This window comes from Pseudohongiella sp. SYSU M77423 (genome assembly GCF_029911965.1).
In the GTDB taxonomy this organism is placed as follows: domain Bacteria; phylum Pseudomonadota; class Gammaproteobacteria; order Pseudomonadales; family Pseudohongiellaceae; genus Pseudohongiella.
The window spans coordinates 192,351-209,087 of record NZ_JARYTH010000005.1; the positions used below are offsets into that span (position 1 = coordinate 192,351).

At 55.5% G+C, this 16,737-nt stretch carries 16 protein-coding genes; 13 read left to right on the forward strand and 3 right to left on the reverse strand.

Annotated elements, in window-relative coordinates:
• Positions 1–55: 55 nt before the first annotated feature.
• Genes QGM61_RS12375 through QGM61_RS12390 form a run of 4 tightly spaced genes read left to right on the forward strand, consistent with a single transcriptional unit; the run spans position 56 to position 3,841 of the window.
• Entirely contained in the window at positions 56–751 is a 696-nt protein-coding gene (locus QGM61_RS12375; protein WP_281133169.1) for a histidine phosphatase family protein, read from the forward strand.
• A 60-nt stretch (positions 752–811) separates the two neighbouring features.
• Complete coding sequence (locus tag QGM61_RS12380) at positions 812–1,816, forward strand: phosphotransferase family protein (RefSeq protein WP_281133170.1); 1,005 nt, start codon at positions 812–814, stop codon at positions 1,814–1,816.
• A gap of 43 nt (positions 1,817–1,859) precedes the next feature.
• The gene (locus QGM61_RS12385; protein ID WP_237134869.1) at positions 1,860–2,144 is read left to right on the forward strand and encodes a DUF4212 domain-containing protein; all 285 of its coding nucleotides are present in this window, start codon (positions 1,860–1,862) and stop codon (positions 2,142–2,144) included.
• Positions 2,141–3,841 (forward strand): sodium:solute symporter family protein, encoded by a 1,701-nt coding sequence (locus tag QGM61_RS12390; RefSeq protein WP_281133171.1) that lies wholly within the window; start codon positions 2,141–2,143, stop codon positions 3,839–3,841. The genes QGM61_RS12385 and QGM61_RS12390 overlap by 4 nt, the downstream gene beginning before the upstream one ends.
• On the opposite strand, the gene apbC is transcribed toward QGM61_RS12390, so the two are convergent.
• Positions 3,828–4,649: an iron-sulfur cluster carrier protein ApbC gene (apbC, locus tag QGM61_RS12395; RefSeq protein WP_281133172.1), complete on the reverse strand. Its 822-nt coding sequence runs from the start codon at positions 4,647–4,649 to the stop codon at positions 3,828–3,830. The two genes, QGM61_RS12390 and apbC, sit on opposite strands and share 14 nt — an antisense overlap.
• Positions 4,650–4,819: 170 nt before the next feature.
• On the opposite strand from apbC, the gene QGM61_RS12400 reads away from it, so the two are divergent.
• On the forward strand, positions 4,820–5,473 hold the full coding sequence (locus QGM61_RS12400) for a hypothetical protein (RefSeq protein WP_281133173.1): 654 nt from the start codon (positions 4,820–4,822) through the stop codon (positions 5,471–5,473).
• A gap of 25 nt (positions 5,474–5,498) precedes the next feature.
• On the opposite strand, the gene QGM61_RS12405 is transcribed toward QGM61_RS12400, so the two are convergent.
• Positions 5,499–6,116 (reverse strand): hypothetical protein, encoded by a 618-nt coding sequence (locus QGM61_RS12405; protein WP_237134873.1) that lies wholly within the window; start codon positions 6,114–6,116, stop codon positions 5,499–5,501.
• Positions 6,117–6,360: 244 nt separating this feature from the next.
• On the opposite strand from QGM61_RS12405, the gene QGM61_RS12410 reads away from it, so the two are divergent.
• From QGM61_RS12410 to QGM61_RS12420, 3 genes are read left to right on the forward strand one after another with little or no spacing between them, the layout of a single operon-like run.
• Positions 6,361–7,635 (forward strand): hypothetical protein, encoded by a 1,275-nt coding sequence (locus QGM61_RS12410; protein ID WP_281133174.1) that lies wholly within the window; start codon positions 6,361–6,363, stop codon positions 7,633–7,635.
• Between the two features lie 9 nt (positions 7,636–7,644).
• Positions 7,645–8,886, forward strand: a complete 1,242-nt coding sequence (locus QGM61_RS12415) for a cystathionine gamma-synthase family protein (RefSeq protein ID WP_281133175.1) — start codon at positions 7,645–7,647, stop codon at positions 8,884–8,886.
• Positions 8,883–9,227, forward strand: a complete 345-nt coding sequence (locus QGM61_RS12420; protein WP_237134876.1) for a Rieske (2Fe-2S) protein — start codon at positions 8,883–8,885, stop codon at positions 9,225–9,227. The genes QGM61_RS12415 and QGM61_RS12420 overlap by 4 nt, the downstream gene beginning before the upstream one ends.
• 16 nt (positions 9,228–9,243) lie before the next feature.
• On the opposite strand, the gene QGM61_RS12425 is transcribed toward QGM61_RS12420, so the two are convergent.
• Positions 9,244–10,446 carry an aminotransferase class I/II-fold pyridoxal phosphate-dependent enzyme gene (locus QGM61_RS12425; protein WP_281133176.1) on the reverse strand — a complete coding sequence of 401 codons (1,203 nt, stop codon included), beginning with the start codon at positions 10,444–10,446 and terminating at the stop codon, positions 9,244–9,246.
• A gap of 278 nt (positions 10,447–10,724) precedes the next feature.
• Between QGM61_RS12425 and dksA the strand changes: the two genes are divergently transcribed.
• Genes dksA through QGM61_RS12450 form a run of 5 tightly spaced genes read left to right on the forward strand, consistent with a single transcriptional unit; the run spans position 10,725 to position 16,609 of the window.
• The gene (dksA, locus tag QGM61_RS12430) at positions 10,725–11,177 is read left to right on the forward strand and encodes an RNA polymerase-binding protein DksA (RefSeq protein WP_237135006.1); all 453 of its coding nucleotides are present in this window, start codon (positions 10,725–10,727) and stop codon (positions 11,175–11,177) included.
• On the forward strand, positions 11,146–12,063 hold the full coding sequence (gene gluQRS / locus QGM61_RS12435; protein WP_237134878.1) for a tRNA glutamyl-Q(34) synthetase GluQRS: 918 nt from the start codon (positions 11,146–11,148) through the stop codon (positions 12,061–12,063). Before dksA ends, gluQRS begins: the two co-directional genes overlap by 32 nt.
• Positions 12,064–12,088: 25 nt before the next feature.
• A complete protein-coding gene (locus QGM61_RS12440; protein WP_237134879.1) occupies positions 12,089–12,265 on the forward strand; it encodes a hypothetical protein in 177 nt (58 codons plus the stop codon).
• Positions 12,255–15,185: an ATP-binding protein gene (locus QGM61_RS12445; protein WP_237134880.1), complete on the forward strand. Its 2,931-nt coding sequence runs from the start codon at positions 12,255–12,257 to the stop codon at positions 15,183–15,185. Before QGM61_RS12440 ends, QGM61_RS12445 begins: the two co-directional genes overlap by 11 nt.
• 32 nt (positions 15,186–15,217) lie before the next feature.
• Positions 15,218–16,609, forward strand: coding sequence for a sigma-54-dependent transcriptional regulator (locus QGM61_RS12450; protein ID WP_281133177.1), 1,392 nt, complete (start codon positions 15,218–15,220; stop codon positions 16,607–16,609).
• Positions 16,610–16,737 lie beyond the last annotated feature (128 nt).

Below are 16,737 nucleotides of genomic sequence, written 5' to 3' on the forward strand. Positions count from 1 at the left end.
GTGAATGATACTCAAATTCCGCAATAATACAAATCAATAGTATGGATAAATTTAAATGAGTCAGTTGTATCTGGTCCGCCATGGACAGGCGTCGTTCGGTGCCGACAATTATGATCAATTATCGGAGCTGGGTGAGCAGCAGGCCGTCTGGCTTGGTGATTATTTTCGCGAACTGGGTGTGACGTTTACCCGCGCCATCGCAGGCTCCATGAAGCGTCAGCAGCAGACAGCACAGGGCATCCTGCTCGGCGCCGACCAGCCTCTGAGCGTTTCCATCGATGCCGGCTTTAATGAGTTTGACTTCCATACCCTGGCCGCAGTTTATTGCCACAGTGCCGGTATGGAAGTACCCTCGGTCAGCGATGGTGGACGTCTGTTTTTCCAGATGCTGCGCAAGGCCATGCATACCTGGTCGCGTGATGAGCTGCATGCGAGCCACAATGACAACTCATCACACTCACTGGAGCGCTGGCAACAGTTCCATGATCGGGTGCACAACAGCTTGCATTCCCTGACCGCCCTTGAATCGGGCGAAACTGTGCTGGTTGTCAGTTCTGGCGGCGCAATGGCCATGGCCGTGTCACAGATTCTGGGGTGCGGAGTCGATACGCTGATCGACCTCAACATGCAGACACGCAACACCGGCATACACCATTTTCATTTCAGTCAGCGCGGCTTTCAGCTGACCACTTTCAACGCGCTGCCGCACCTGCAGAGACGCGACCGCTTGCACGCGCTTACCTACACCTGAATGCAGGACTTCTGACAGCGAAATGAGACCTGAAGGCAATGCCCGACCGGAACTGGCACCATGAACAACAATAATGCTTTGGCAAATTGGCTTAACACTCATATCGATGGCTGTGACGGCCAGTATCAACTTGAAAAGTTTGCAACTGGACAATCCAATCCCAGTTTTCTGCTGCAGTGCGGAGGTCAGCAGTTTGTCCTCAGGCGTAAACCGCCTGGCGAACTTTTGGCTTCGGCTCATGCAGTAGATCGCGAGTATCGCCTTATCAGTGCACTTCGGCACACTGACGTGCCGGTGCCCCAGGCCCTGGCACTGTGTACCGACGACAGCGTGATTGGCAGCATGTTTTATGTGATGAGCTACGAGCCGGGCGACATATTGTGGGACCCGGCGTTGCCCGATGCTGAGACAGCTTTACGGCCGGCGTACTATCACTCGCTGATAGGCGCGCTAGCAACCTTGCACGATGTCGACTATGAGAGTGTCGGGCTGCAGGACTTTGGCCGGCCAGGGAACTATTTTGAGCGCCAGCTGACACGCTGGCACAAACAGTATCAGGCCTCGCAAACCACCGAACTGCCTGCCATGGATTCTCTGATTGCATGGCTGCAGCGCAATATGCCGCCTGATGACGGTGCCAGCAGCATCATTCATGGTGATTACCGTCTGGACAACGTCATGTTCCATAAGGGATCACCACAGATCCGCGCAGTACTGGACTGGGAGCTGGCGACGCTGGGACACCCAATGGCTGATCTTGCTTACTACCTGATGGCGCTTCGGCTGCCCGGCGAAGGCGAGATTCGGGGCCTGCAGGGCAAGAATCTGAAGGATCTGAATATCCCAGAAGAAGCGGAGCTGATTGACCTGTACTGCCAGCAGCGCCAGCTAGCCTCACCGCGACACTGGAACTTCTATATGGCATTCTGCTTCTTCAGACTGGCAGCAATTCTGCAGGGCGTCTACAAACGTGGCCTCGACGGCAATGCCTCTAATGAGCGAGCGCTGCGCATGGGAGAGCTGGTGGCACCACTGGCGGAAATGGGGCTGGCCTCGGTTGACTGACGAGTGCTACCATCGAAGCAATAATAAAAACTGAGGGTGTGTTATGCGCGACAAACACGCACGAGCCTATTGGCGGGCCAACGTCAGAATACTGGCGGGCCTGTTGTCTGTCTGGTTCTTCATTTCCTACGTCTGTGGCATCCTGCTGGCCGACACGCTGGATGCAATCCGGTTCGGCGGTTTCAAGCTCGGTTTCTGGATCGCACAGCAGGGATCCATCTACGTTTTTGTGGTGCTGATCATTGTTTATGTTGTGCTGATGGACCGATTGGATGCGCGCTACCGAAGCGATAGCGAGCAAGGTGTATCCAGGGAGGATCAGTCATGACGGTTCAGCTGTGGACCTATATTTTTGTTGCGCTCTCTTTCGGTTTATACATAGGCATTGCCGTCTGGTCGCGCGCCGCCTCAACCAATGATTTTTACGTAGCTGGCGGTGGTGTTCACCCTCTCGCCAATGGCATGGCAACTGCCGCCGACTGGATGTCGGCAGCGTCATTCATCTCCATGGCAGGCCTTATCTCTTTTCTTGGACGCGACGGTGCGTTTTACCTGATGGGCTGGACTGGCGGTTATGTGCTTTTGGCGCTGCTGCTGGCTCCCTACCTGCGCAAGTTTGGCAAGTACACCGTGCCGGACTTCATCGGTGATCGCTATTACTCTCGCAGCGCGCGCCTGGTGGCAATTTTCTGCGCCATTTCGGTGTCTTTTGTTTACGTCTGCGGCCAGATGCAGGGGGCAGGTATCGTTTTTTCCAGGTTCCTGGAAGTTGATATCACTACCGGTGTGATAATAGGCATGGCTATTGTGTTCTTCTATGCCGTTCTGGGTGGCATGAAAGGCATCACATATACGCAGGTTGCTCAGTACTGCGTACTGATTTTCGCTTACATGGTGCCAGCCATCTTTATCTCGCTGATGATGACAGGCAACCCCATTCCTCAATTTGGTTTTGGTTCCGAACTGACTGCAGAGTATGGTGGTGGCTATCTGCTTGACCGCCTGGACAGCTTGAGCCAGGACCTGGGCTTCGCAACCTATACAGAAGGTCAACGGGCGACGCAGGACGTCTTTTTCATCACAGCCGCGCTGATGTTCGGCACAGCCGGACTGCCACACGTGATCATCCGGTTTTTCACCGTGCCAAGCGTCAGGGACGCGCGTAAGTCAGCGGCCTATGCGCTCATCTTTATTGCCATTCTGTACACGACGGCACCGGCTGTCGCAGCATTCGCACGCACCAACTTGTTGAATACCGTCGACAACGCCGTATACGAAGAGCTGCCATCCTGGTTCAGCACCTGGGAAACAACCCAGCTGATCTCTTTTGACGACCGCAACGGGGATGGCCGCGTGCAGTACTCCGGCGATGCAGAAACCAACGAATTGCAGGTCAATCGCGACATCATGGTGCTCGCCAACCCCGAGATAGCCCAACTGCCCAACTGGGTGATTGCGCTGGTAGCAGCCGGGGCGCTGGCGGCGGCGCTGTCAACGGCTGCCGGCCTGCTGCTGGTCATTTCAACGGCTGTTTCGCATGACCTGCTTAAACGCAGTCTGATGCCGGGCATCAGCGAAAAGCAGGAACTGTTATTTGCCCGGCTTGCCATTTTTGTCGCTATCCTGATTGCAGGTTATTTCGGCATCAATCCGCCCGGGTTTGTCGCCGAGGTGGTCGCATTTGCGTTTGGACTGGCGGCCGCGTCATTCTTCCCGGCAATTGTACTGGGCATATTCTACCGCCGCATGAACCGTGAAGGAGCGATCGCCGGCATGCTGGCAGGCTTCCTGTTCACTGCCGGTTACATTGTCGCCTTCAAATTTGTGGTACCCGAACTCAGCACACCTGAACACTGGTGGTTCGGAATATCACCAGAGGGCATTGGCACCCTGGGCACACTGATCAATACCGTGGTGGCACTGACTGTCAGCCGCATGTATCCAGCGCCACCGCGTGACATCCAGAACATGGTTGAGGAAATTCGATTGCCAGGCGCGGTGCCCGCAGCAGTCAATCATCCGTAACATCGATTGTGGGCGCGGCGGGTCTGGCTTCGACCTGCCGCGCCAGGCGATCGCGCAATGCGTCGGCCAGAGAATGATAGGCCCTGGCGATCGGACCATCCGGCTGGGCTATTGTCACCGGTGTGCCAGCATCCCCCTGTGATCGGATCAGCCTGTCCAGCGGCAGGGATCCTATCAGCTGGGTATCAAAGTCCTGCGCCAGGCGATCGCCGCCGCCCTCGCCAAAAATCGTCTCAATATGCCCACAATTGGAACAGACATGCTGGCTCATGTTCTCTACCACGCCCAGCAATGGAACCCTCACCTTGCGAAACATCTCCATGCCTTTGCGAGCGTCAGACAGCGCCACATCCTGAGGCGTGGTGACAATCACAGCACCACTGACACGCGCAGTCTGCGTCAGGCTCAACTGTATGTCACCGGTCCCGGGCGGAAGATCAATGATCAAATAATCCAGTGCCGACCACTGGGTGTTGAGCAGCAGCTGATTGAAGGCACCAACGATCATTGGCGCGCGCCAGACCATGGCAGTTTTCGCATCGACCAGAAAACCTATTGAATTGGTCTCGATGCCGTGGGCCACCAGTGGCAACATGATTTTTCCAGGTTTGACCTGCGGACGTGTTCCGTCTGGAACTCCCAGCATCAGCGGCAGGCTGGGCCCGTAAATATCCGCATCCAGCAAACCTGTTTTATAACCCTGTTGATGTAGCGCCACCGCCAGGTTCACCGCAGTCGTTGACTTGCCTACTCCACCCTTGCCGGACGCAATACAGATAATGTGTTTAATGGTTGCCAGCGACTCCATGCGACCCTCCCGCTCAGACAGACACTGCCTGGCTTAATTGCTGTAACTGTAAGAGGCGTGAGTTTAGCAGGCTGTTGCGCTTAGACACACTTGCAGTCTTGATATTGGCAGCAAAACCATGTTCTATTTGACATCGTACATTAATAGAATCCGGTAAATCTGGTTGGATCATGACAACGTCTGTTAAACACACTGCAAGAGTCGAGAACAGCCAGGCTGCCCGCAGCAGCTATGGCTTGAGACACTGTTTACGACACACGGTGGCATTTGTCATGACCTCCGCGCTGCTGGGCAGCATCGCAGTCGCAGCTGAGGAACAACCCTCCAGCATGGGAAACGACCCACTGGCCAATGCCCAGCAATCCTTCGAGCACCCGGTCAAGTATGCAATCTACTCCCCAGCATGGCACCTCAGCACCAATGCCGGCCTGCGCATCGTTGCACAGAACCAGAGCGACGAAGCCATCGAATTGAAAAAGGTTGTGTTCACAGATGAGTCGGGGGAGGAGCCGCCCTCGGAGCTGCTGTTGAACCTGACGGTACCTGCCCACGGCTGGGCCGAGACCCAGGTTGACTATCAGGAGCTTCTGGCCGGAAATGACTGCGTGGAACGCACCATGGAGGATGACTGGAAGCTGGTGGAAATTTCCAACTACACGCTTAATCCGTCGGTGCGTGGTCTGATTATTGAAAACACCCGCTCATTTCGAATTTATCAGTGCGTACGCAGCGTTCGCGCACACTGGCACAACATCGACCAGGATATCAGCGGAGAAGGCCCGCAATGGTTGATGTACCACTTTGAACGGCTGCCCATCGACTGATGTACCTGCAGATTACCTGCTCTGCTTAGTTGCTTAGCGACTGCGCCTCTCTGACCAGACGGTCCTTGCGCGATTCCAGCTCGGAGATAAGAGCCTTCTGGAGGGGCTCGGCGGTCTGCCCATTGGCATCCACATTGTCGTACTTGCTCTGCTCGGTTGCCAGCATCTGCAGCAGTTCCTCGGCGGCCGTAATCGCCTCACGCAATCGTGCATTGGCCTGTTCGCGCCGACTGATGCGGGCCTCGTACTCGGCCAGTTGCCGTTCCATCGCAGCAATACGCTCTTCCTCGGCCTGAGCCATGCGCGCCCGCTCGGCTGCCATTTGCTGCTGCTGCAGCACTGCTGCCTGGCGAGCCCGCTCCTCAGCTCTTTGTTCTGCTTCTTCTCGGGCCGCCTCAGCTGCCTCACGTTCCCGCTGAATAATTGCCAGCTGCTCGCGCAATTCACGCTCGCTGCGTTCAGCCTCAAGTCGCGCGCGCTCAGCCTGTTGAAATTGAACCGCCAGTTCTCTGGCCTCAGCCTGAACCGCCGCCTGCTGTTCCATCATTTCCTGATGCCCGGCCTGCGACGCGCAGCCCGCCAGCGCCAATAAACTCACTGCTCCGACCAACAGGCGCAGCGATGCTTTGTTTGAGCTATTCATCTTCATACCCTTGTCTTCAATCTTGATCAGGGACAGGCAAGCGGGCTTGCCGCATCAAATAGAACGATTTCCATACTTTACCACACCCATCAGACTATTGAGCAGCGCTCAGTCCAGATTGGCTGTTGACCACCAACTTACTCTATAATCGAGTGCGCCACAGAGGCCACGAGCCAACTCACCGATACCGTGCATCATGCCCAGAACGTTTCTACGACATTTCATTTTCATACTCGGTCTGCTAATGGCATGTCTGTTGGGCCTGGGCACGCTGATCTTGAGCACATCGCCGAATGTGACTGGAAATGGGTCTCTCAATGAAGCAGAACGCCGCGAAGTCGAGCAGCTGATTGCCGATTACAGCCCCAACCGCCTGAGGGGCAGCGGCGAGCAACAACTGACGTTGAATGCCCACGAGCTGACCATGCTCGGCAACGTCCTGCTGAACAGCGTTCCCGGCCTGCAACCAGCCGCAATGAAAGTGGCAATCAGCGGTGCAACGGCTGATGGCGAGATCAGCATCCCGCAAACTCTCGGCCCCTTCGGCACCGTTTATCTCAATCTGAGCGCAAGTTTTGCCCAGCAGGGTGACAGCGTTCAACTGACGTCACTGCGAGCCGGCAGACTGCCAATACCGCGCTACTTCACCAATGCCGCACAAGCCTGGCTTGCCAGCCGTCTGCAGGCGGCTGGCACCCCAAGAGAAGAGTTGCTGGTGTTAAGACGCAATCTGGACAACACCGCGCTGGCCAATGATGAGCTGCAACTCAGGCTGCAATGGAACGAACAGACTCTGGAACGTTTGCGCAGCCAGGCGCGGCAGTGGGCGATTTCCGCTGAAGATCGTGAACGAGTGCGTGCCTATTATCAGGAAATCGTCCGCATAGCGGAACAGCAGGCCGTCGACAATCGCTTTGTATCTCTGCACCGCTTCCTGCCATCACTGTTCACGCTGGCGGTCGAGCGCAGCGACTCGGCAGACGACGCTATCGCGGAGAACCGTGCTTTACTGCTGACCCTGTCCATGTTTACCAATGAACTGCCTGTAAGTGACCTGCTGGGGCCCCAACCCGACATTCAGCCCGGCGAGGCCGATACCCGGGCCACTGATCTGCGCACAATGATGTTCTACCGTCACGATCTCAGTCTGCACTTTACCACCGCGGCGGCGATAGCCGCCTCGGCCGGCGTTGATCTGGCGGACATTCTGGGAACCGCCAAGGAAGTCTATGATTCTCGACAGCGCAGCGGTTTCAGTTTCAGCGACCTGACAGCCAATCTGTCAGGCATGGCGCTGGGAGAGGCGGCCACACAGCCCGAAAGTGCACAGCAACTGCAACGCCGGATGGCTGCAGCGCAGGCCGAGACCGACTATATGCCCACCCCAAGGACCGATGCAGACGGAATGACCGAGGAGGAATTCGCGCAACGCTTTGTAGATCGGAGCAGCGACGTTTACAATAGCAGGCTTTCCGATATCAATGAGTTAATAGCGGCTTTGCCGGTTTACACGGACTGATCATTCAGCATGACAACATCAGACAAGCAGGGATTCATCACGGCAAACCTGCACGCCGACCGTAATGCCAAACCTGAACACGGTGTGCTGCACAAGCCTGTGCACACTTCAGTTGCATTCAGCTACGACGATGCACGCGATCTGGCGGCAGTCTTTCAGGGCAAAAAATCAGGCTTCAATTACGGCCGTCAACAGAACCCCACGGTCAATGCTCTGCAGGACCGCGTCACCCAAATGGAAGGCGGCATTGCCAGCACCGCATTTGCGACAGGAATGGCGGCTATTGGTTCGGCAATGTTCGCCCTGCTGAAACATGGCGACCATATTATCTCCAGCGCATTCCTGTTCGGAAACACCAACAGCCTGTTTAACTCGTTCAAAAAATTTGGGGTTGAAGTCAGCTTTGTCGATACAACCTCAGCCGAGGTTGTTGCGGCGGCGATTCAACCCAACACCAGGCTTGTCTTTACGGAAACGATCGCCAACCCTGTCACCCAGGTCGCCGACCTTAAAGGTATTGGCGAATTGTGCAGCAAACACGGCATCATTTATATCGTCGACAACACGATGACCTCGCCGTGGTTCTTTAAGCCGGTCAATGTTGGGGCCAGTTTGATTATTAACTCGCTCACCAAGTTTATAGGCGGTCACGGTAATGCACTTGGAGGCATGCTGACCGACACAGGTCTGTATGATTGGCAGGAATACCCGGGCATTGATGACACCTACAAAAAAGGTGACCCGGCGCTATGGGGAACAACCCAGATTCGCAAAAAAGGCCTGCGGGATTTTGGTGCCACGCTCGGACCGGAGGCTGCCCATCACCTGGCGGTAGGTTCAGAAACCCTGCCCCTGCGCATTGAACGGGCGGCCGACAACGCTCTGAAACTGGCGCAGTTCTGTGAACAGCACTCTCGTATCAATAAAGTGTTCTACCCCGGACTGCCATCGCATCCGCAGCATGAGCGCACACGCGAGCTGTTTCGCAAACCCGGCGCTCTAATGAGTATTGAACTGGATGACAGCATTGACTGCTTCGACTTTCTCAACAAACTGAACTGTGTGGTTGCTTCAAGCAATCTCGGCGACGTCCGCACACTTGCGATTCCGGTTGCTCATACAATTTTTTATGAAATGGGTGCCGAGCGCCGCGCGTCAATGGGTATCAGTGACAATCTGATCCGACTGTCTGTGGGAATCGAAGACATTGATGACCTTATTAAAGATTTTGACGAGGCGTTGGCTATATGATTACACTTTGCCACCAGTCCGACATCGAGGAAGGCCGCGCCAAGGGATTTGATGTGAATGGCAAACAGCTGTTCGCGGTTAAAAAAGATGAGCAGCTTTTTCTGTATTACAACTACTGCCCGCATCTTGGCACCCCACTGGAATGGCTGGAGGATCAGTTTCTCGATCCGGATGGTGTCTTTATTCAATGCGCCACCCATGGCGCCCTGTTCCAGATCGAGAACGGTCAGTGTATTCAGGGCCCCTGCAAAGGCAAGTCGCTAAAACCAATCCCCTTTGAGCTGGGCAATGGCTTCATGATGGTTGAAGAATCGCAGGTCGCCCTGCTTGGTCGCCTCTGAGGTCCGCAGGCGCTTTTCAGCCAGACAGCAGGGCTTTGGCCAGACGCTCAACCGCTAGCTCCATATCGGTCAGTGACCGTGTGTAGGCGAATCGGACATAACGTCTGGCATTATGCTCACCAAAATCCGTACCTGGCGTCAGTGCCACGCCATGGTTTTCCAGCAGGTTTTGGCAAAACGCCTCGCAGTCGTCCGAAAACTGATCAATTCCGGCATAGCAGTAGAACGCACCTTGTGGTTGCCACGGCAGGCTGAATCCAAGTTGAGGCAGGGCACTGGCCAGGAAGTCGCGCCGCTGCCTGAATGCCTCGCGCCGGGCCTCATGTATCTCTATCGATGCTGGATCAAATGCGGCCAGGGCTGCGTGCTGCGAAGCTGTGCAGGCAGCAATGAACAGGTTCTGAGCCAGTACATTGGCGGTGGCAGCAAAGCTCTGCGGCACGACCAGCCAACCAACACGCCACCCGGTCATACCAAAATATTTCGAAAAACTGTTGATGACAAAATTCTGTTCACCGAAGGCAACAGCTGTCGGCAGGTCACCCATGGGCCGGCTCTGTTCCCGCGCGCGGGTGAAGTCCAGTCCATGGTAAATCTCATCAACCAGCAGGTGGACACCGCGCCGCTGCGCCCAGTCGCTAAGCTCCTGCAAGGCAGCAGATTCAATGACCGCGCCTGTTGGATTGGCGGGCGAAGCCAGCCACAGACCTTTGACACTATCGGTGTAGATGGCATCCAGCTGACTGATTGATGGCGCCGCCTGGCCAGGTGTTTCCGGTGCAAGCAGCACCGATCGACCGCCAGCCAACTGCACGTAATTCCGATTGCATGGGTAGGCAGGATCCGGCATCAGTACATGATCGCCAGGGTTGATTAGCAGATTGGACAACAGCACCAGGGCGCCACTGGCACCTGGCGTAATGATGATGCGAGATGGTTCAACATCTACTTCGTGATGCTCAGCGTAAAACCGGGCAATGCGTTCGCGCAGAGCAGACAGGCCTGATGCTGCCGTGTAACTGGTCCGGCCAGACTGTAATGCATGAACGCCCGCAGCAACAATGGGGTCGCAGGTCGTAAAGTCAGGCTCACCGACCTCAAGATGAATGATGTCACGGCCCTGCACTTCAAGCTGCATGGCTCGCTCGAGTACATCCATGACCCTGAATGGATTCACTTTTTTGGCCCGATCGGTCGCCTGAAACGGCAGTTTTGTCATGCTTTTTTTCCTGCTCTGCAGTGGTCAAAATTCAGCATCGCAACATAACATTTTTTGTAGCCTGGACGATAATAATCTGGTAGCTTACTGCGCTTGCTGAATCCGACACCGCCGTCAGGGACGCTCTGCCAGTCAATAAGAGCAGGATGCGCGGGGATCAGGCAGTAATTCTGTTGGCAAGCGTGCAGGATCGCGCTACTGTTAAGAGTCAGATTTCGGTCACCGGCGACGGCACCGAAATTATGGAAAACCCGCAAGGGTACGAGGCCTGGTTAACCATGTCCAAGACACAAACGAGCATCGCAACTGACAGTGCTTCGGTTCTGAAAACGTTCACGCCCTACAAGATCAAGAAGGGCGAGGAGTACATGAACGAGGCTCAGAAGGAACATTTCAAGGCCATACTTCGCAGCTGGCGCAATCAGCTCATGGAAGAAGTGGATCGCACAGTGCATCACCTGCAGGACGATGCGGCGAACTATCCGGATCCAGCAGATCGAGCCACTCAGGAAGAAGAGTTCAGTCTCGAGCTGCGCACCCGTGATCGCGAGCGCAAGCTGATCAAGAAAATCGACTCTACTATCGAAAAGATCGCCCAGGATGACTACGGATACTGTGAGTCCTGTGGCATAGAGATCGGCATTCGCAGACTCGAAGCCCGACCGACGGCCGACAAATGCATCGACTGCAAAACACTCGATGAGATCCGCGAAAAGCAGTGGGGAGCCTGAACACGGCTACATAGGCCGTTTCGCTCCCTCACCAAGTGGCGCTCTCCACTTCGGCTCCTTGCTGGCAGCCCTCGCCAGCTATCTTGATGCGCGTGCGCACCGCGGCCAATGGCTGGTGCGCATGGAAGACCTTGACCCCGCCCGCGAGCCACCCGGAGCTGCTGATCAGATCCTCCGGACACTTGAAGCATTCGGGCTGTTCTGGGATGGTCAGGTAATCTACCAAAGCCAGCGACAGGCAGCCTATTTTGAGGCACTCGAGCAACTACAGCGCCAGAGCCTTACCTTCCCCTGCACCTGCTCCCGCAAGCGCATTAAAGCCACGGGGGGCGTATACGATGGCAAATGTCGACAGCGTCAAAGCCCTCCACGGTATGACTTTGCCACACGCGTGAAAGTGAGTGACGAACTTATTTGTATACCCGACCAGATTCAGGGCGACTTCGTACAGAACCTGCTTCACCACTGTGGCGACTTCATTCTGCAGCGTCGCGACGGGCTGATCGCCTATCAACTGGCCGTGGTTGTTGACGATGCATGGCAACAGGTAACTGATATTGTGCGCGGCTACGATCTGCTTGAATCGACACCGCGCCAGGTGTTTCTGCAGCGTTTGCTGGGTTACCCTACGCCCGAGTATGCTCATATTCCCGTCGCCGCCAACGACCTCGGGCAAAAGCTCAGCAAGCAGCATTTTGCGCGACCGTTACTGGCCAGTGAGTCTCGACAGGCCACTCATAAAGCGCTGGAATTTCTCGGTCAACAACCTCCAACTGAGCTCGCCAGCGAGGCTGCATCAATTCAGATTGACTGGGCCGTCGAGCATTGGGATATACATCACGTGCCCAAGTTGGCTAATATCCCGGTTTCACCCATGTTGAGCTGAATGCCGAACCAGAATCGGAAACGTCATGTATCTGCCACCTGCAACACTGATTGTCATACTGTTCACCTACCTGGTGTTTCTGGTCAGCGTGGAATGGGCCATGCAGATGGACGGCGCATGGTATCGCCCCTTTGTGTTGTGCTTTCTGGTAATAGCCGCGGGCGCATGGGCATATCGGGAACAGAACTCCGATGAGCTTTGAACTCAGTACATTATTCGCGCTGGGTATTGGTTATCTGGCCATTCTGTTTGGCATCGCTTTCATTACAGAAAAGGGCTGGATACCCGAGCGCGTGGTGCGCCATCCCATCGTGTATGTTCTCTCGCTCGGTGTGTTTGCCAGTGTCTGGTCCTATTACGCGTCTACAGGCAATGCCTTCAGGGACGGTTTTGGCTATCTGGCTCCGTTCATTGGTATCTCCCTGGCCTTCCTGCTGTCGCCGCTCATACTGCGCCCCATTCTGAATCTGACAAAGACCTATCAGCTCAGCTCACTCGCAGACCTGCTGGCGTTTCGCTATCGCAGCCCCTGGGCCGGCACGCTGACGACACTGATCATGTTGATCGGTGTCATGCCACTGCTCGCCCTGCAGATTCAGGCAGTAGCCAATACAGTAGGCCTTTTATCACCAGACGCGACTCAGACCACTCTGGCACTGACCTTCTGCCTGCTGATCACGCTGTTTGCGATATTTTTTGGCACCGGCAAGGGCTCCGGCCGCGAGCGTCATGACGGTCTGGTCATGACCATTGCGTTCGAGTCCCTGGTTAAATTGCTGGCCGTATTGCTGGTCGGTTGGTTTGCCGTTCATGAGGGATTTGGGGGCTTCGCCGCCATGGAGGAGTGGTTGCAGGACCAGCCGGAACTGCTGCGACGCTTGAAAGAGCCAGCGCCTCCCGGCACGTTTCAGGTCCAGATGTTGATATTCTTTACGGCTGCTGTGGCAACGCCACACATGTTTTACATTACCTTTCACGAGAACAATCATCCCAGAGCACTGAATGTTGCCAGCTGGGGTCTGCCCCTGTATTTCCTGTTGTTGAGCCTGCCGGTGCTGCCCATTCTCTGGGCAGGTCTGAATTCGGGCAGCCTGACGCCCATGGAGTACTACCCGGTCACTCTGGGTATTGACTACGACACACCCCTGATGACGCTGATCGGCTTTCTGGGCGGACTGTCAGCAGCCAGTGGTCTGATTATTGTTATCACCCTCGCCCTGTCGACGATGTGTCTGAACCACTTGATCCTGCCCATCTGGCAACCTAGGGCAAACCAGGACATTTACCGGTGGCTGCTGTGGAAACGTCGAGCCTTGATTGCTGCACTGATATGGGGTGGCTTCCTGTTTTACTACATCCCCTCAGACAGCCAGAGCATTCGTGCCGTCAGTAACATTGGCCTGGTGGGCAGCCTGCAGTTTCTGCCGGCAGTTATTGCGCTACTTTACTGGCCGCGTGGCAACAAAAAAGGTTTCATGGCCGGTGTGGCGGCAGGCACGGTAATCTGGGTGACCTTGCTGGTATTGCCGGTGGCGACCGGATTCAATCTGGTGGTGCTGGATGGCATGAACACACGCGTCATCATAGCCCTGTCGCTGATCTGCAACATCATCCTGTTCATCACCGTGTCACTGATGACACGCAGTTCGACTGAAGAAAAAGTGTCTGCGGATATCTGCTCCGTCGACAACCTGCGGCGCCAGCGACGCGCCAGGGTCAGCGCCGGTTCGGCCGATGAGTTCATATCCCAGCTCACCAAGCCGCTGGGCGAGCGGACCGCAACACGAGAGGTCATGCAGGCTCTTCGCGACCTCAACATGGATAAAAAAGACAAACGCCCCAAGTCGCTGCGTTTACTGCGCGGCCGCCTGGAGGCCAACCTGTCGGGTCTGCTCGGCCCCGCCATTGCACATGACCTGATTGATCGATTCCTGCCCTACACCGCCAACAGTGAACCCGGCGCATCCGACGTCGCTGCGATCGAGAATCGAATTGAGGCCTATCGCAGCAATCTGTCGGGCATGGCGGCCGACCTGGACAACCTGCGCCGCTATCATCGCCAGATTCTAATGGATCTGCCGCTGGGCGTCTGCTCACTGGGACCGGAAGACCAGATCATTATGTGGAACCATGCCATGGAGAGCCTGACCGGCATCACTCCTGACGAGGCCGCCGGTCTGCAGCTGGGAGAAATCGGTGAACCCTGGTTCTCGCTGCTCAATCAATTCAGAACGGGCGACAACACGCATCAGCATAAAGCCACCGTCAACATCCATGGCAGCAAACGCTATGTCAGTCTGCACAAGGCTGTCATCGAAAAGTCAGCCAGCCCCAGGATACGTCAGGACGGCGTGATCATTCTGCTGGAAGACCTGACGGAAACCGAGTTGCTAGAAGAAGAACTCGCGCACAGTGAACGTCTGGCTTCCATTGGTCGCCTGGCTGCAGGCGTAGCGCATGAAATCGGCAACCCTATTACCGGCATTGCCTGCCTGGCACAGAATGTCCGTGATGAAACGCAGAATGATGAAATACGGAACATGGCCCGCCAGATCATCGAACAGACAGATCGCACCTCGCGCATCGTACAGTCGCTGGTTAACTTCGCTCACAGCGGCAGTCACAACAAATCTGACCAGCGCAAAGAACGGGTATCAATATCTGAGTGCATCGATGAGGCCATTACGCTGGTGTCGCTTAACAAGAAGGGCAAGTACATGAACTTCGATGTGCGTTGCGATGAGCCGGCCTTTATTCTGGGGGACTCACAGCAGCTGCTGCAGGTACTTGTAAACCTGATCAATAACGCCCGCGATGCCAGCCCGGAGCAAAGTACGATAAGCGTTAACTGTGAGCGTATAGCCGCCTCGGTACAGATCAGCGTCAGTGATGAAGGCACAGGCATCCCGGACTCCATCAAAGACCGCATTTTTGAGCCCTTCTTTACGACCAAGGAGCCAGGAGAAGGAACCGGACTGGGCCTGTCACTGGTTTACAGCCTGGTTGAAAACCTTGGCGGACATATTGATATAATGAATGCTTCGGCGCGCACCGATAACCCCGGTGCTAAGGTAATTCTGAGTTTTCCCTGTTATGATGCGCAACACGCTCCCAACTCCTGAGTACTAAAGAGCGCCGCCAACCGAGTATGACGATGACAGCAAAGCACAAGGTTCTGGTAGTAGAAGACGAACAGGTGATTCGTACGGCATTGCGCCGGCTGCTGGAACGTCATGATTATCAGGTCAGTGAGGCTGGCTCAGTCAAAGACGCTCTTGAACTTCTGGCAGCGCAGACATTTGATATTGTTGTCAGTGACCTGCGTCTGCCCGGCGCACCTGGCACAGATCTGATCAAGGCCACCAGCACGCCAGTCCTGATCATGACCAGCTACTCCAGCCTGCGTTCTGCCATCGATTCAATGAAGCTGGGTGCGGTGGACTACATACCAAAGCCCTTCGAGCATGAAGAAATGCTTCAGGCTGTCGCCCGCATCATTAAAGATCACGGCACCAGAGTCCCCGAGACACCCGTCAGAGCACCGGTTCAGGAGATCTCAGAACCACCCGTGCCAGGAATGATCGGCAGCTGCCCGCAGATGATGGAGCTGTTCAGACGTATTCGCAAAGTCGCCATGACCAGCTCAACTGTGCTGATCAATGGCGAAAGCGGCACTGGCAAAGAGCTCGTAGCCCAGGCAATACACAAACTCAGCGACCGCAAGGATTCCGAAATGATATCGGTCAACTGCGCCGCCATCCCGGAAAACCTGATCGAGTCAGAGCTGTTTGGTCATGAGAAAGGTGCGTTCACTGGCGCTACAGCCAACCGCACCGGCCTGGTCGAGGCTGCCAATGGCAGCACATTGTTCCTGGACGAGATAGGTGAACTACCGCTTGACGCACAGGCCCGCCTGCTGCGGGTACTGCAGGAAAGCGAGATTCGCAAAGTGGGTTCTGTACAGTCGCGCAAGGTCGATGTTCGCCTGGTGGCAGCCACCCACCGAGACCTCAAGCAGCTGGTTATCGACGGCGATTTCCGCGAGGATCTGTATTACCGAATCAACGTCATGACGCTGATTCTGCCACCGCTCAGGGAGCGCGGTAACGACATCCTGGAACTCGCTGACTCCATCCTCGGCCGCACCTGCAGACGCCTTAAGTCGCCGCTGCTGACGTTTACCCGGGATGCAACCCAGGCGATTGCCGACTACTCCTGGCCAGGCAACGTCCGCGAGCTGGAAAACGCCATCGAACGTGCTGTTGTGCTGGCTGAAACCGACGAAATAGGTGCCGAACTGCTGGCAATCGACCTTAACAGCAAAAAAGCCATTCGGCCGATGACCGAGCGCACTCAGCATACGGCAAGCGAAGAAGATGATTCTGCCGAAGAACTCTCTCTGGAGGACTACTTCCAGAAATTCGTCCTTGAGCATCAGGACCAGATGAATGAAACACAGCTCGCCAAGAAGCTGGGTATCAGCCGCAAATGTCTCTGGGAGCGCCGCCAGCGGTTCGGCCTGCCGCGCAAGAAAAAACAAGCCTGAGATTGTGTTACCGATACTCAACTACCCAGTCAAGTGTGAATTGGGGTAACAGATTCCCTGATCTACACAGTCACCAAACAGTCACAAAAATCACAAGTAACTGATAAACAAAGATATTTAATTGTTGG

Bases quoted from the DNA above. Each gene is read 5' to 3' on its own strand.
- QGM61_RS12400 (WP_281133173.1), top strand. From the start codon at position 4,820: ATGACAACGTCTGTTAAACACACTGCAAGAGTCGAGAACAGCCAGGCT.
- gluQRS (WP_237134878.1), top strand. From the start codon at position 11,146: ATGAGATCCGCGAAAAGCAGTGGGGAGCCTGAACACGGCTACATAGGC.
- QGM61_RS12375 (WP_281133169.1), top strand. From the start codon at position 56: ATGAGTCAGTTGTATCTGGTCCGCCATGGACAGGCGTCGTTCGGTGCC.
- QGM61_RS12380 (WP_281133170.1), top strand. From the start codon at position 812: ATGAACAACAATAATGCTTTGGCAAATTGGCTTAACACTCATATCGAT.
- QGM61_RS12390 (WP_281133171.1), top strand. From the start codon at position 2,141: ATGACGGTTCAGCTGTGGACCTATATTTTTGTTGCGCTCTCTTTCGGT.
- QGM61_RS12450 (WP_281133177.1), top strand. From the start codon at position 15,218: ATGACAGCAAAGCACAAGGTTCTGGTAGTAGAAGACGAACAGGTGATT.
- dksA (WP_237135006.1), top strand. From the start codon at position 10,725: ATGTCCAAGACACAAACGAGCATCGCAACTGACAGTGCTTCGGTTCTG.
- QGM61_RS12420 (WP_237134876.1), top strand. From the start codon at position 8,883: ATGATTACACTTTGCCACCAGTCCGACATCGAGGAAGGCCGCGCCAAG.
- QGM61_RS12410 (WP_281133174.1), top strand. From the start codon at position 6,361: ATGGCATGTCTGTTGGGCCTGGGCACGCTGATCTTGAGCACATCGCCG.
- QGM61_RS12385 (WP_237134869.1), top strand. From the start codon at position 1,860: ATGCGCGACAAACACGCACGAGCCTATTGGCGGGCCAACGTCAGAATA.
- QGM61_RS12415 (WP_281133175.1), top strand. From the start codon at position 7,645: ATGACAACATCAGACAAGCAGGGATTCATCACGGCAAACCTGCACGCC.
- QGM61_RS12445 (WP_237134880.1), top strand. From the start codon at position 12,255: ATGAGCTTTGAACTCAGTACATTATTCGCGCTGGGTATTGGTTATCTG.
- QGM61_RS12425 (WP_281133176.1), bottom strand. From the start codon at position 10,446: ATGACAAAACTGCCGTTTCAGGCGACCGATCGGGCCAAAAAAGTGAAT.
- apbC (WP_281133172.1), bottom strand. From the start codon at position 4,649: ATGGAGTCGCTGGCAACCATTAAACACATTATCTGTATTGCGTCCGGC.
- QGM61_RS12405 (WP_237134873.1), bottom strand. From the start codon at position 6,116: ATGAATAGCTCAAACAAAGCATCGCTGCGCCTGTTGGTCGGAGCAGTG.
- QGM61_RS12440 (WP_237134879.1), top strand. From the start codon at position 12,089: ATGTATCTGCCACCTGCAACACTGATTGTCATACTGTTCACCTACCTG.